13 protein-coding genes and 1 pseudogene are annotated in these 14,096 nt (G+C 41.4%); 1 reads left to right on the top strand and 13 read right to left on the bottom strand.

The genetic code is table 11. The annotated features are described in order from the left end of the window. Positions 1–106 precede the first annotated feature (106 nt). Both GK047_RS22110 and GK047_RS22115 read right to left on the bottom strand, forming a co-directional pair. Positions 107–853, bottom strand: a complete 747-nt coding sequence (locus tag GK047_RS22110) for a pseudouridine synthase (protein ID WP_163951805.1) — start codon at positions 851–853, stop codon at positions 107–109. 6 nt (positions 854–859) lie between these two features. Then, on the bottom strand, positions 860–2,431 hold the full coding sequence (locus GK047_RS22115) for an RsmF rRNA methyltransferase first C-terminal domain-containing protein (RefSeq protein ID WP_163951807.1): 1,572 nt from the start codon (positions 2,429–2,431) through the stop codon (positions 860–862). Positions 2,432–2,590: 159 nt separating this feature from the next. Between GK047_RS22115 and GK047_RS22120 the strand changes: the two genes are divergently transcribed. Continuing rightward, the gene (locus tag GK047_RS22120; protein ID WP_163951808.1) at positions 2,591–3,100 is read left to right on the top strand and encodes a thioredoxin family protein; all 510 of its coding nucleotides are present in this window, start codon (positions 2,591–2,593) and stop codon (positions 3,098–3,100) included. Positions 3,101–3,216: 116 nt separating this feature from the next. Here the strand turns inward: GK047_RS22120 and GK047_RS29300 are convergent, their stop codons facing one another. The 11 genes and pseudogenes from GK047_RS29300 to GK047_RS22180 all read right to left on the bottom strand — a co-directional run bounded on the left by GK047_RS29300 (position 3,217) and on the right by GK047_RS22180 (position 13,732). Then, entirely contained in the window at positions 3,217–3,402 is a 186-nt protein-coding gene (locus GK047_RS29300) for a hypothetical protein (protein ID WP_205516915.1), read from the bottom strand. Positions 3,403–3,711: 309 nt separating this feature from the next. After that, a complete protein-coding gene (locus tag GK047_RS22130; RefSeq protein WP_163951810.1) occupies positions 3,712–4,293 on the bottom strand; it encodes a CYTH domain-containing protein in 582 nt (193 codons plus the stop codon). 26 nt (positions 4,294–4,319) lie between these two features. Then, positions 4,320–4,784: pseudogene (locus GK047_RS29820) on the bottom strand (acyl-CoA dehydrogenase family protein). A gap of 766 nt (positions 4,785–5,550) precedes the next feature. After that, positions 5,551–5,979, bottom strand: a complete 429-nt coding sequence (locus tag GK047_RS22145) for a DUF309 domain-containing protein (protein ID WP_163951816.1) — start codon at positions 5,977–5,979, stop codon at positions 5,551–5,553. A 4-nt stretch (positions 5,980–5,983) separates the two neighbouring features. Further along, positions 5,984–6,787, bottom strand: a complete 804-nt coding sequence (gene yjbM / locus GK047_RS22150) for a GTP diphosphokinase (protein ID WP_163951818.1) — start codon at positions 6,785–6,787, stop codon at positions 5,984–5,986. Positions 6,788–6,813: 26 nt separating this feature from the next. Then, positions 6,814–7,911, bottom strand: coding sequence for a quinone-dependent dihydroorotate dehydrogenase (locus tag GK047_RS22155; protein WP_163951820.1), 1,098 nt, complete (start codon positions 7,909–7,911; stop codon positions 6,814–6,816). 153 nt (positions 7,912–8,064) lie between these two features. Then, positions 8,065–8,898 carry a PRD domain-containing protein gene (locus GK047_RS22160; RefSeq protein WP_163951822.1) on the bottom strand — a complete coding sequence of 278 codons (834 nt, stop codon included), beginning with the start codon at positions 8,896–8,898 and terminating at the stop codon, positions 8,065–8,067. Beyond that, positions 8,891–10,360: a PTS transporter subunit EIIC gene (locus GK047_RS22165; protein WP_163951993.1), complete on the bottom strand. Its 1,470-nt coding sequence runs from the start codon at positions 10,358–10,360 to the stop codon at positions 8,891–8,893. Before GK047_RS22165 ends, GK047_RS22160 begins: the two co-directional genes overlap by 8 nt. Positions 10,361–10,504: 144 nt before the next feature. Beyond that, a complete protein-coding gene (locus GK047_RS22170) occupies positions 10,505–11,344 on the bottom strand; it encodes a carbohydrate ABC transporter permease (RefSeq protein WP_163951824.1) in 840 nt (279 codons plus the stop codon). A gap of 43 nt (positions 11,345–11,387) precedes the next feature. Then, positions 11,388–12,275 (bottom strand): carbohydrate ABC transporter permease, encoded by an 888-nt coding sequence (locus GK047_RS22175; protein ID WP_481856036.1) that lies wholly within the window; start codon positions 12,273–12,275, stop codon positions 11,388–11,390. A gap of 104 nt (positions 12,276–12,379) precedes the next feature. Then, on the bottom strand, positions 12,380–13,732 hold the full coding sequence (locus tag GK047_RS22180) for an ABC transporter substrate-binding protein (protein ID WP_163951828.1): 1,353 nt from the start codon (positions 13,730–13,732) through the stop codon (positions 12,380–12,382). Positions 13,733–14,096 lie beyond the last annotated feature (364 nt).

Genomic DNA, 14,096 nt, shown 5'->3' on the forward strand with positions numbered 1-14,096 from the left:
AAGCTTAACGACAGCATGGGCGGTTCTTCCGCACGCACACATTTTTCTTCTCCAATTAAAATACCACAATCTAGGAGATTGATCAATCCCTAGTTGTAATATTCTCTTAAACCTCATGCGCATTGCGTAAAGCGATCAGTTCATCTTCTCTTAATTCTCTCGAATCACCGAGTGCAAGGCTTTCATCCAATGTTAACGGCCCCATAGAGATGCGCTTCAAATAAACGACTGTCTTACCTACCGCTTGAAACATGCGTTTAACTTGATGAAATTTGCCCTCCATGATGGTAAGTTCAATTTCGGAAGGCTGACCAACCGATTCACTTCCTACGCTTAAAATCGTTAAAGTACCAGGTAGAGTCTCATAACCATCATCCAAAATCACGCCTTGCGCAAATGCTGCGCGATCTGCTTCCCCAACCTCCCACTCCACTTTGGCAAAGTAGGTTTTGGGTACATGCTTACGAGGAGAAAGCAGGTTATGCGCCAGTTTACCATCATTCGTAAGAAGCAAAAAGCCTTCCGTATCCTTATCCAAACGCCCTACTGGAAACACATCAAAAGGTGAGTACGCTGAATCCAAGAGGTCTACAACTGTGCGGTCACGATTATCTTCTGTAGCAGAAACAACACCCTGCGGTTTATTCATCATAAGATAAACGAACTCGCGATAAACAACAGGATCGCCGTTTACTGTAATCAGATCTGTGTCAGGATTAACCTGCATCCCGCTATCCTTAACTTTCACACCGTTGACAAGAATCGCCCCGCCTTTGGTGAGGCGTTTGAGCTCAGAACGTGTGCCGATGCCCATGTGGGCGAGTATTTTATCGAGCCTTTGTGTTTGTTTCATGACCGATTAGGTCCACCTCCAGCCTGGCGGATATTCGTTTTTCAACATCCCGTCGTGCCACTTGCCCCAGCCTACGGGATGGTCTTCAATGCAGACCAGGCAGTAGCCTTTGGCTACCTTGGTCACATCCATATCGCGGATAATTTCATCGTCCGCGACCTCGAGCGTCTCGCCCTTCAAGTACCGAAGGGCTCGCCCGTCGCCTAAAGCCAAGCTCAGCACTCGCTTCGCTTCGTGCTTGCGCAATCCCATGGCTAACGCATGGGACGGCTCGAATCGGCCTCGGTGCAACGAGCCGATGTACCAACCAGGCCGCACGACTTTCAGTCCGTGCAGCTCGGGCAAACCCGCCGGCGAGGCATATGCGTACTCGCCATAGCACACAAGCCGCTCCATGGCAAAGGGCTCGCTGCTAAGCAGCTCGCCCGCGAACGCCTGCAGCGGCTCCAAACTCATGGCTGCGCGCGAAGAATTCGCGCGGCCGCCTCCCCGGCGCTGTGTCTCCCGGACGCTGCGCTTCCCTTCCACCAATGCCGACACAACGTCGGCATTCAGTGCACTCCCTGCACTCCCTGCACTCCCTGCACTTCCTGCACTTCCTGCACTCCCTACACTCGCCGCATCCACTGCCTCTACAGCGCGTCTACGCAGTAATGCCGCGAAATGTCCCTCACCCTTCAAGTGATGCGGCCACAACCGCGCCGTCCCGGCGACAGCTGCCAGAGCGCTTGCCGAATAAGCACCTTCTGAGCACCATGGCGCCCGCACCCAGTCCGGTCGTCCAGTATCGAATCCGTTAATTGCAACGACTTCAAACGCAGGATGCTGATCCAAAAACTCAGCAATTTGCGCTTCATTTTCCTCAGGCGAGAACGTACAGGTGGAATACACCATCGTGCCGCCTGGAGCCAGCATTTGGGCCGCTTGTCCTAAAAGCTCACGCTGCATAATGGAGCATTCCGTAACCGAATGGCGCTCCCATTGCGACATCATGCTCTCTTCCTTACGAAACATCCCTTCTCCTGAACAAGGAGCATCAATTAATATTTTATCGAAATAACCTTGGAAAACGGGCAGCATCCGTTCTGGTTTTTCATTCAGAACAACCGCATTTCGGACACCGAATAACTCCAAGTTTTTAACCAAAGCCTTCACCCGATCTGAATGGTTGTCATTAACCACCAGTACGCCTGCGCCACCGAGCTTAGCCGCAATCTGTGTCGATTTACCCCCAGGAGCAGCGCACAAGTCCAGTACCTTTTCACCTAACTGAACATTCAATAACTCGACGGGAGCCATTGCGCTAGGCTCTTGAATATAGTACAAGCCAGCGTGATAGTAAGGATGTTTACCCGGTCTTTCGCCCTCTTCATAATAGAATCCCTCTGGCACCCAAGGCACAGGACTTATGGCAAACGGGCTTTTTTCCATAAACTCCGCAAGACTTATCTTAGTGGTATTCACCCTTAATCCAAACACTCTCGGATCCTCATAAGAATCCATAAATAAGTTAAACTCGTCCTCACCCAGTAAATCACTCATCTTCTCCGTAAATGCGGCAGGTAGCTTGTTGTTCATGGTTCATCTTTCCCTTTCCGTTCGCATTGTTCCATATAACCTATCGGTATTATAGCTGACTTGTCACGAAACAGCCAATTTTTTTCAATTTTTGGACAGGATATGCTATACTTTTTATAGAAGATAGTAGGAAGTATATATCATAAAAGAGGTGCATGAATGAAGAAGCTGCTTATTTATCTAGGCATTGTAGTTATTTTATTTGGAGGATTATATTTCGTTAATCAGCAATCTTCCAAATCATCAGACAAAGGCTACGCCTACAACCCTTATGGAGTTTCCGTCTCCAAGTTACATCCCGAAACCGTCAAACAGTTAAACGATCCGAACTATCAAAATGTTATTTTGCCAACAGACCTGGATAAAAGATTGAAAAACAAAGAGTCTTTTTTCCAATACTACTATTCCTCCACTTGCCCACATTGTAAAGTGACTACGCCTGTTCTCGTTCCGATCGAGAAAGAACTCGGCATCGATGTGAAACAGTTTAATTTGGAAGAATTCAAAGATGGCTGGCAGAAATATAAAATTGATTCCACACCTACACTCGTCTATTATAAAGACGGTGTAGAAGTAGAACGAATTGTTGGCGGTGTTCCTGAATCAGCCACTTCAGGAGGAAATAAACCCGAAACGTTCAAAGCATTTTTTCAAAAATATAAAGGTTAGTTCACTATAAAAAGCAACGGGATGCCCCGTTGCTTTTTGAATATATTGCTCGTAAGTTACTATAACGTAGTAAACTGCCCCTTTTACATTGTCCGCCCATGATAGAACTTTATCAATCATCCAGCTTCGTTCGTCCAGCTATACGGTATTGTGGGATGAGTGCTATCCGGACGCATTATTTCTTCCGGATCATGAACAATCGAAGCACAATTGGCAACTAGCGCGGTTTCCGCGCCAATCCCAGTAAAGCCACTCCATATCAGTAGCGGCACCGTGACTAGACAATTGTATTTTTGTCCCATTACTATCTCCTGAATTTCCTCTCAGTTCCATGCACTTACGCGCATGCCATCCTTTAATAGCCCCAGAATTGATGAATGAAAAATAAATCTCACCGAACGCTTGAAAATGCGTATTATCTTTCCTAAGCATATACAAGATATCCCCTCGTGCATCGAATATTCGTTTGAGTGGGGTTATAATTACTTCTTCAATTATCGTGTCACCTCTCCATATACTCCCTTTTATCTCCACAATAGCTACCACTTTTTTTAAGCTAGAACAGTTTTCAAGAAAAAATTCTTGTTCATCGAAAGCAATTAATTTTTAGTTTAATATCCATGAGAAATCCCCTTTTTAAGAAAGTATTGATGAAAAAGCCTTGCTTTTTTCCCCCTAGAAGATTTGGCTTCGCCCGACGGAATCAACAATTTAAAAATGTGGTGAGCATCCTCGTAAGCATCCTCATTAAATTCAATTTCTAGCTCATAATCAGTAACCCCCAAATAATGGCTCTTATCCAAATCGATAAACAAATCATTGTCCACATAGATTCTGGTTCTCTCTGTTACTAAAGATTGTATTAAACTCGCTTTCCCTTGGAGGGATACGCCATCAAATTGATGCTCAAGCTCAATTTCAATCGGTAATTCCAAGATAGGCTTCGTAATTTCCCGTTTAACTTTATAGGTTGATTTATCCTCAACCGGATATTTCATTTCCAGAGAGAGATTACTCTCCTTTTGGCGTACGCGAAGTGTAATATCACTTTCATACAGAAGATAATCGCTCGTATCGTAGTAATAATTAATTTGAAGCTGTTGTTTTTTGGGGTAAGTGGCAAGAAACTCGCTAGCTATCAATTGTTCATAGAGTTCCTTCGTCAAAATCTGTTTAATTTCACGCTCTATCATAAATGACCCTCTCTCTTCTCAGCTAGTTAGCACCATCGTTTTTTCAAGCGGACTAAACCTAATATCTTCTTAGCAAGTAATTCTTTCAATAAATCATCTCCTGGTTGATGATAAGCTGCCGCTCGCACATCCCGATAAAGTCTTTCTAACAATTGCCCTTGATTTAAAGCATTCATGCCTTCAATTTGCATAGCCTGCCACACCACTTGATTCGCTTCATGCGTGACAAAATATTTGATTATTAAAGATTTTTGGAATAAATCATCCGTGAAGCGGTCGTTCGCTCATTCTTGGTCTGCTTGTCTGGCAAAAGTAAGTAGTTGGCTCCATGCCGTTTCTACATGAATTTTCAATTCGCCCAACGCATATTGAGGTCCGGGCATAAAGGCCATTGAGGTTTGAGAGTATACATCTTTTTTGCTTTTCATACTTTCAAGCACATAGTCAAATGATGCTTTGGCTATGCCTTGATAAACAGAGGAGATCGCCAATCTTGACCAATACGATAGCTCATTCGTATCTTCTATCGCGCAACCTTCTCTGGCAATTAATCAGCTGCTTGAGACAAACACATTGTCCAAACGCACATGATGGCTCATTGTTCCCTTCATTGCTGATGACTTCCAAGCTTCTTCTATAACAACCCCCGGATCATTCCTTGTTACCATTAATCCGATAACCACCATCCACTTTATCAATACGAATTTTGACCATATCTAGCGAAGGCCTTGGTTGTATAACTGCAAAGCGCTTAACCGTTCTGTGTAATTAATCTGCTTTATTTCATCATTCACTTGTATTTCATTTTCCAGGATCATGAACTTTCCCTCTCTTTCATTTAAAAATTCTCTCCTGCTCGTGGTATAAGTACTATAAGATTAGAATAAAGGTAACATGGTAAAAATATCCTTACAATAGTTCATGTAATTTTAGATAAATTCTGTAAAAATCGTTGGTAAAATCGACCTATTTGCACCGTTATTTTCATAAATTTCAGTACCTATGAAGTGATTTTATCCTGTCTCGAAGTTATGCGAATAGTTTACCTATGAACAAAAAAAAGACTGGAATTTTCATTCCAGTCTTCTTCCTTATACAATCGAATTACGTTTTCTAACCTTCTAACGCCTTTTAAGATCATACATAGCTCCAATAATGCAAATCACAATTACAGTGTTAAAAACCCTTTAAAAAGCTTTTTAAGCTATTTACACGCAATCCATAGCTCCACCTCAGAAAGTTGATCCGATCCCTATCCTAAGCCTCTGTTTCTTCCTCATCTAATACAGGCGGATTTCTCTTCACTTCCTCTAGCTTCTCTGCAAGCAGCTCATCAAGCAATACAATATTCAAATCATAAGGATCAAAAGGTTCATCTTCGATGAGGATAAGCTTTCCTAGATAGTTCCTGCTGTCTAGCCTCAGCTTCCCCAAATCAATCCCTAACACTTCATCTGGATATCTTTCTAGCTTATCTAAGCCTGCACTAAAAAGCTTAATGGAACCGCTTACGTTTCCATTCGCATGATGATAAAGGCCCACTGCAACCTGCAGCAAACCTTGATATAGCGGACTTCGGCCCTCTTCAAGCCAAAGCTCCTCCATCACTTCATGGCACTCAAAATAATCCCTTGCTACATTAAAATAATACAAATATGCCACATACAATCGATCATAAGCACTCATAGGATCACGTTTGATCTCCTTTTTTGGCTCTAGAGATAGCTGCTTCAATCTGTGTTGACAGCTCACTCATCCCCCAAACATCTTCCGTTTCCCAAACCTCATTAAACCTTAATTGAAACTGAGCTGCTTCCCTTACACGATGGTAAAAATAGAGTTCTTGAATGTTGTTAAGCACAATATTCACCAAATTAGAATTATCTTCAAATAACTTCTGAGACTCGACGATCTCACCGCGAATACTCGACATTTCCTGATCTAACAAGTAAGCAGCCTCTGCTGCTTTACTTAGACGTGCCCTCACTTCAGAGGGAAGCTGTTCTTTATATTTATAATTCAAAGAATGCTCGATTGTTGCCCAGAAATTCATAGCAAGCGTCCGAATTTGAACTTCAGCCAAGATTCGTTTCATACCTAAAGCAGTTTGTACGGGATATTCAATAATAATATGAAAGCTGCGATAGCCGCTTGGTTTTTTATTCGCAACATAATCTTTTTCGTAAACTACGCTCATATCTTGTCTTGATCTTATCAAATCTGCAAGACGTTCAATGTCTTCTACGAACTGACACATGATTCGAATTCCTGCAATATCTTCAATACCGGATTCCAATTGATCCATAGGTACATTTAATCGTTTAGCTTTCTCCAAAACACTTGAAATTTTTTTAACACGTCCGGTGACGAACTCAATAGGCGAATATTCTTCCCTACTTTTAAGCTCTCCACGAAGCGTTTTGAACTTTACTTTTAATTCCTCCACTGATTGCTCATAGGGCAGAAGGAATTTTTTCCAGTCCCGTCCATCCATCTTCTTGTCCTCCATTCCAAATGAAGTCACTTCTGAGCTGTTCCGATTGCCTGGGAAATATGAGTGAACCCATCTCTCTTCAATAAAGCCTGAAGACCTTCGTTTAAACGGCTTAAAAGTCCAGGACCTTCATAAATTAATGCCGTATACACTTCGATGAGACTAGCGCCTGCACGTATTTTGTCATAAGCATCCTCCGCAGTAAAAATACCCCCAGATCCGATGATCGGAAGCTTACCTTCCGTGAGCTGGTAAACACGACTAATGACCTCAGTCGTTCTTTGCGTTAGTGGCTTTCCACTCAGCCCACCAGCCTGACTTTTGTTTGGATGCTGCAATCCTTCTCTACTTAGCGTTGTATTCGTGGCGATTATTCCCGATACTCCACTATCTTTGATCGTGCCCACTGTCAATTCGAGTTCTTCATCCGTTAGATCAGGCGCTATTTTAACCAAAACAGGTTTTCCAGAATGACGATGTTTTTCCTGCTGAATTTGCATCTCATCTGTAACCGCATCTAGCAATCTACATAAATCATTCCCATGCTGTAAGTTACGCAGATCTGGTGTATTTGGTGAGCTAATATTCACAACAAAGAAATCTCCATATGTATATAACGCTCGAATACAAGCTCGATAATCTTCCTCAGCTTCTTCATTCGGAGTACCTTTATTTTTACCAATATTTATTGCAACAGGAATATCCCGTTTTCCAGTCTTCTGAAGGTTACGTGCCATTTCCTCTACGCCAACGTTATTGAAGCCCATACGATTAATCAGCGCTTGATCAATCGGCAATCGGAATAGCCGCGGCTGTTCGTTTCCAGGCTGAGGCTTTGGCGTAATCGTGCCCACTTCCATAAATCCAAAGCCAAGCTGCGAAAATCCTTTGACAGCTTTCGCATTTTTGTCTAATCCTGCGGCAAGTCCAATCGGATTGGCGAATTCAATTCCCCATAGCTGTTGTACCATAAATGGAGAATATGTCGTTCCATACATCGCTTTCAGCAGTTGTTTACCTCCAGGAAAAGCACCTACTGCACTCAGTCCATCGATAGTCAAATGATGTGCCTTTTCCGGATCCATTCGGAACAAAACCGGTTTACCTAACTTCTCATATAGCATGTCCATGCACTCCGTTCTAAAATGACTCTAACAGTCAGTTTATCTGACAATGTCTAAATATGCAATCGCCTAAAAGACTAAAAAAATTTATAAACGTGAAAAATCCCTGCATCCAAAAGGTGCAAGGGAATCAAGAAAGGACATATAGAGAAGTTACGCTTCTGTTCGTTGAAGCATCCTCTCCAGGTGCATGGTTAGATAACCTGTTTCATCATCTGGCACTTCCATTTGAAGAGAGTCGCTCAGCATCAATGACAATACTTTTGCTTTTACGTACGTATCTCCATACTCCTCTTTTATTTTATCCAGTAGCGAGTTCTGCAGTGTCTTCTTTTGTTTAATTCGTTCAATAAGGCCCTTCAAATGACTAATAAAGCGCAATGTCGAGAAGGAGTCATCGAAATTAAAGCCCAACTCTTTCGCAGATTCAATCGTTTGGGACACTACCCTCACTATGGCCAAGGAGTCGGAAGCCTGCTCCTTCTTTCTTGCTCCGTTGAAATGCATCGCAAGGAATGCGACCTCGTCTTCCGGAAGTTTAACATCAAGATGGTCATTCAAGAAATCAACTGATTTTTTGGCCACCTTGTATTCCTCTGGATACATATATTGAATTTCATAAGCAAAAGGATTTGTAATAAAAATCCCTCGCTTCTGCCGTTCTACTGCAAAGTTAATGTGATCAACAAGAGAAGCATGAATCGTTTCGGAGAAAGCACCTTCGAGCATCCCTTGTGCATAGGCGATGACTTCCTCTGTAAAACCAATAATTTTAACATCAACAGCATTAAGAATTTGTTCATAATTTTTGAGTACTTCGGACGTATGCAGCAGAAATTCTTGTGAAATCTCACCTTCTGCAATAACCATCCCAGCTGTCTTCTTAAACCCAATCCCCTTTCCGAAGGCGATCGAATTTTTCCCTGTTGATAAATGCACCATCACGACATTATGTGAAAGTACATGAATGATAGTCCGTTCAATCATAAGACACCTCCGATTTCTTAGGTTTGTCCTGATCTGACTCTTTGCGGTCAAGTAGCATGGGCTTAATACTTTCGCGAATTTGCTCTGACTCGGTTCCAAACACAACATGAACGTTGCCTTTTCCAAGCCTAATCACGCCGATTGCACCTAATTGCTTAAGTTCAGCATCGTGAATTAAGCTCTCTTCATTTACTAGTAATCTGAGACGTGTAATACAAGCATCAATTGTTATGATATTCTCAGGTCCACCAATATGTTTGAGAATGCTTTTGGGGCGATTCCCCTTATTTTCTAAAGGATTTACTATTTCCTGCGTTTCTGGTTCCACCGCTTCATCACGACCAAGAAGTTTCGAAGGAAATAAATGTAGGTAGGCTCGGAATGTAAAATAATAAATGAAAAAGTAACCTATGCCAATAAGTATGATCCAATAAGGCTTTGTCGATAAATTCCAATTCAATAACATATCAATAAAACCAGCAGAAAAGCCAAAACCCATTTTTACATCCAACATATGCATAATCATCATGGAAAGACCAGTCAAACATGCATGTATGAAATACAATCCTGGTGCAACGAACATAAAGGCAAATTCTATAGGTTCAGTAATACCAGTAAGAAAGCTTGTCAATCCAGCGCTTAGCATAACCGAAATGAAAATCTGTCGATTTGTGGACGTAGACGCTTTGATCATCGCTAATGCTGCAGCAGGTAACCCGAACATAATAACCGGGTAATATCCGGTCATAAACATTCCCGCCGTTGGATCTCCAGCGAAATATCGAGCAATATCGCCATGGACTATTTTCCCTATTGGAGTGACATAATCCCCAATCTGAAACCAAGCAATATTATTAATAATATGATGAAGACCTGTTGGAATAAGTAACCTATTCATGAATCCATAGATAAATACTCCGACATCCCCATTGTCGACAATCCATAGTCCAACAGTACTAATCCACTTCTGTACAGGAGGCCATAGGAACCCCATCAAAACACCTAGAATTACCATTGTAAGAGCTGTAATTAAAGGAACGAAGCGCTTACCTCCAAAAAAACCTAGTGCTCTGGGCAACTGTATGTGTTGAAACCTGTCGAAAAAAAAAGCCGAGAGCATGCCTACAAGCATCCCTCCAAGTACACCCATATCAAGCTTATCCGCTGATTCTGTTCCTACTTGAAAATGCTTCAAAACATTATCGAATACTAAATAACCAACTGTCGCGGCAAGTGCTGCTATCCCATCCCCCGATGTGAGTCCTATAGCAATTCCTACAGCGAAAATCATCGGCAAATTATCGAAGATAGCGCTGCCACCCGACTCGAAAATTTGTGCTAAATGGATGAATAAAGGTTCCTCAAATTTCATTTTTCCAATGCGCAGGAGAATTGACGCTGCCGGTAGAACTGCAATTGGAATCATTAATGATCGTCCAACTTTTTGTAACATATACATCAATCTCATATTCATTCACCTTAAGCTTACAAGTTTGGCCGAATCTTGCTTGCTCCTACATAACATCAATTATAGTAGAAAGAACACCTTCCTGGAAGGATAAAATCCTCTAGGAAAAGGTGTTTTTTCTCGAAAAATATGGAATTTTTATTTCACAGCTCCAGCCGTAATTCCGCCTGCAATCTGGCGTTGGAAAATCATATACACGATTAAAGTTGGAAGTGTTGTAATGAGCAGTCCCGCGAATAGAGGACCCCACTCTACGCGATATTGCATCTCAGCTTGCATAACTGCAAGACCAATAGGCAATGTATACTTAGTCGGATCATTTGTCAAGACAACCCCAAGGAAATACTCATTCCAGTTATTTAACATGTTCGTAATCATAACTGTAATTAGACCAGGCTGTGACAATGGCAGCATCACTTTAAAGAAAGTACCATAGTGCGATGTTCCGTCAATAATTGCAGCCTCTTCAATTTCCTTAGGTAAGGTTTTATAGAAACCTACAAGCAAGAAAATACCAAACGGAAGATTTAAGGCTGCGTACACCAGAATCAATCCAAGCCACGTGTTAACCAGTTGTAGATCATTTAGCAAGAAGAACAGCGGAATCAAAGCAAGCGCGAAAGGAATTGTTAACGCTGCAATGTATATCGTTAAAAGGATTTTATTACCCTTAAACGAATATCTTGCCAAAACGTAAGCCGTTGTCGATGAAAGAATCAAGGCAAGAAGAGTACTTCCTGCAGTGACTACAATTGAGTTTACAAAGTAGGTACTAAAATTATATTTATTCCATACATATGAAAAGTTTGACCACAGCAGTGGAAATTTTGGCAAAGCCCATGGCATATTGAAGAAAAACTGTTCATTATTTTTCAACGAATCTAACAGCGTCCATATCAATGGATAAAGTACAGCAACACTCCATAGTAGAAGAATTAACCATACGATTAACTTGGCAAACGGATTTTTCACTTCCATTATTACGGGCTCCCTCCTTCAGTATCCTAATTCTAAGATGGCACTAGCTCATTTCAATCGTTTCATGGCGTAAAAGCCTTTGTAAAATGAGAGTTGTAATTAGAGATAACACTAAAATCAACACTCCAATGGCCGCTCCATAACCGAAATGATATTGCTGAAAAGCCATCCGATACAGATAAGATCCCATAACCTGGGTCGTATTATCGGGCTGTCCGCCATTGGTCATCAATTGAACAATGACAAACGAACCATTCAGTGTAGTGATAACAATGTTGACAATGGAAACTTGTATCTGCTCCCAAATGAGCGGCATCGTGATATGTCTGAACTGCGACCACTGACCCGCTCCGTCTATATTAGCCGCTTCATAGTATGATGCGGGAATATTCACGATTGCGGCAATCATTAGAATCATGTAGAATCCGATACCTGCCCAGATCGTAGGAGGCAACAGCATCCAGATCGTGTGTTCTGTAAAACCTAACCAAGTGATATCAACCTTTTTATCCGTGAATAAGGATAGGAAAGCGTTAAGAAAACCAATTTGAGGGTTATAAATGAAATTCCATAGAACACCGATAACAACTACTGAAATTACATTCGGGATGAAAAAGATAGCTCTGAAAAAACCGGAACTTTTTAAATTGAACCGTGTCAAGGCTACTGCGAAAAAAGTCGCCAAGATCATAATACCGATTACTTTGCCAGCTACTAGAAAATAGTCATTTCCAATGGCTCTCCAGATAATTGGATCTTTGAACATCTCCACAAAATTATCGAATCCGATAAACGTACTGTTCTCTGACATTCCCGACCAATCGTACAAAGATTTTTGTAACGCCTGAAACGCCGGGTACATCGTAAATACGCAGAAGAACAGAAATGTCGGAATGATGAATGAAGCAATAAACAGATTCCGTTTCCACATTTTTGTACTGGTCTTCATTCTTTCCTCACCGTCCTTTCATTAAAATGGCGGAGAACTCATAAGGCGGTTACCTTACTTGTTCTCCGCACTGTTTCATTCAATTCTTATTTCTTTTGTTTTGCTACAACATCAGTTACACGTTTTACCCACTCTTCAGGAGTAATCGTTCCGATTGTCAAAGCAAGTGTAGCATCTTGCATTGCTTTATCAACGTCTGCTGTAAAAGAAACTGTTGGAATAACTACAGTGTCAGGTGAAGCCAAGAATTTCGCTACATCTTTTACAAAATTAGGTGCTTTGGTAGAACTGATGTCACCTTTAACGTTTGATGGAGCACCACTAAGCTCAGCCCATGCAGAAGCTTGTGTTTTCGAGAATACGAATTGCATGAATGCTTTAGCAGCGTCTTTGTTTTTCGCTTTTTTAGGAATAGCGAAAGTAGAAGTGGAAGTATTAGCAACAAATTTTCCACCTTTATCTTGTGTGATAGATGGAATAAAACCGAAATCAAATGCTGCTGGAACGTCTTTAGCCATTTCGTTAGGTAACCACAAACCGTTTGGAATGAAAGCATCTTTGTGTTGAAGGAACAAGGATTGAGAATCCGTATGATTGATTTGTACGGATGCTTTGTCAATGTAACCTTTATCACGAAGTTGAACGATTTTGTTCAAGCCTTTGATAATTGCTGGGTTTTTCCAAGCTTCCAAGTTGTTTGTAGACATATCTTGCAACAATTTGAAATCATTGTTGTTCGCAGATACGATCGATGGGTAAAGTACGCCACCATTGAGGTAGTACGGATATTTACCAGCATGAATTAAAGGATTGATGCCCGCAGCTTTAATTTTTTCACTTACAGCAAGGAACTCTTCGAAGTCTTTAGGCTCAGCCCAACCTTTTTCCTTGAATAGAGCTTTATCATAGAATGTTCCCCATGAGCTCAAAACGAAAGGAATGTTGTACATTTTGCCACCAAAATCTTGCGGTTTCTGCGCAAGTAAATCAAGGATTTTCTCGCCATCAACGTTTTTCGCGTCTTTCAGCCAGTCAGTCAAATCCTCAAGTTGGCCGTCTGTAACTAATTGACGGTCGAACAATTCAGGTCCATCGATGTATACGAAGTCAGGTGGGTTACCAGCGATCCAACGGGGTTTCATTTGCTCGTTGATTTTCGGGCCCGCACTTTCTTTAATTTTCAAATCAGGGTTAGCCGCTTGGAAGTCAGCAATAACTTTTTTCCACCATTTGTCGCCATAACCGCCAACAAAGTATTGGAGTTCAAAATCACCAGATAATTTTTTCGCACCAGCAGTTGGAGCAGCAGATGCAGCAGTAGTCGGTGAAGCAGATGCAGCTGGTTTTGTTGTTTCAGCCGGTGCAGATTTCCCGCAGCCCGCAGCAACTAAAACCATGGATGCCGCTAAACCCATTGTAGACCATTTTTTCATATTCATGTGTTCATCTTCTCCCTTTTTTCAATAAATTCTGGCGTTGCTTTTTTCTAATTGTTCATTCCAAGTGATTTAATTTGTAATAGTTTGCGCTACCAACCCCTTTCGAAATTCATACTAAAGACAAAAAATAAAAGGGCATAGCTATAGAAGAAAACTTGCATTCTTCAACAACTTATGCCCTCTCGGTAACATGTTATTAAAACTAACATATTCAATTATTTCCAATTTCTTCATGTGATTAAATATTACAATATAATGACATGAACGTCAACACATAAAATGATTTTTCTATGAATATTCATATTCTATGATTTGTGTTAATTGTGTTAAGATAGAAGCATCAACCAAATCCAATTGAAATAGG

This window comes from Paenibacillus sp. SYP-B3998 (genome assembly GCF_010820665.1).
GTDB lineage: Bacteria > Bacillota > Bacilli > Paenibacillales > NBRC-103111 > Paenibacillus_E.

Coding starts and splice junctions, on each gene's coding strand:
- GK047_RS22110 (WP_163951805.1), bottom strand. CDS start 853: ATGAAACAAACACAAAGGCTCGATAAAATACTCGCCCACATGGGCATC.
- GK047_RS22160 (WP_163951822.1), bottom strand. CDS start 8,898: ATGATTGAACGGACTATCATTCATGTACTTTCACATAATGTCGTGATG.
- GK047_RS22120 (WP_163951808.1), top strand. CDS start 2,591: ATGAAGAAGCTGCTTATTTATCTAGGCATTGTAGTTATTTTATTTGGA.
- GK047_RS22175 (WP_481856036.1), bottom strand. CDS start 12,275: ATGTGGAAACGGAATCTGTTTATTGCTTCATTCATCATTCCGACATTT.
- GK047_RS22145 (WP_163951816.1), bottom strand. CDS start 5,979: ATGAGTGCTTATGATCGATTGTATGTGGCATATTTGTATTATTTTAAT.
- GK047_RS22170 (WP_163951824.1), bottom strand. CDS start 11,344: ATGGAAGTGAAAAATCCGTTTGCCAAGTTAATCGTATGGTTAATTCTT.
- GK047_RS29300 (WP_205516915.1), bottom strand. CDS start 3,402: ATGGGACAAAAATACAATTGTCTAGTCACGGTGCCGCTACTGATATGG.
- GK047_RS22130 (WP_163951810.1), bottom strand. CDS start 4,293: ATGATAGAGCGTGAAATTAAACAGATTTTGACGAAGGAACTCTATGAA.
- GK047_RS22155 (WP_163951820.1), bottom strand. CDS start 7,911: ATGCTATATGAGAAGTTAGGTAAACCGGTTTTGTTCCGAATGGATCCG.
- yjbM (WP_163951818.1), bottom strand. CDS start 6,787: ATGGATGGACGGGACTGGAAAAAATTCCTTCTGCCCTATGAGCAATCA.
- GK047_RS22180 (WP_163951828.1), bottom strand. CDS start 13,732: ATGAATATGAAAAAATGGTCTACAATGGGTTTAGCGGCATCCATGGTT.
- GK047_RS22115 (WP_163951807.1), bottom strand. CDS start 2,431: ATGAACAACAAGCTACCTGCCGCATTTACGGAGAAGATGAGTGATTTA.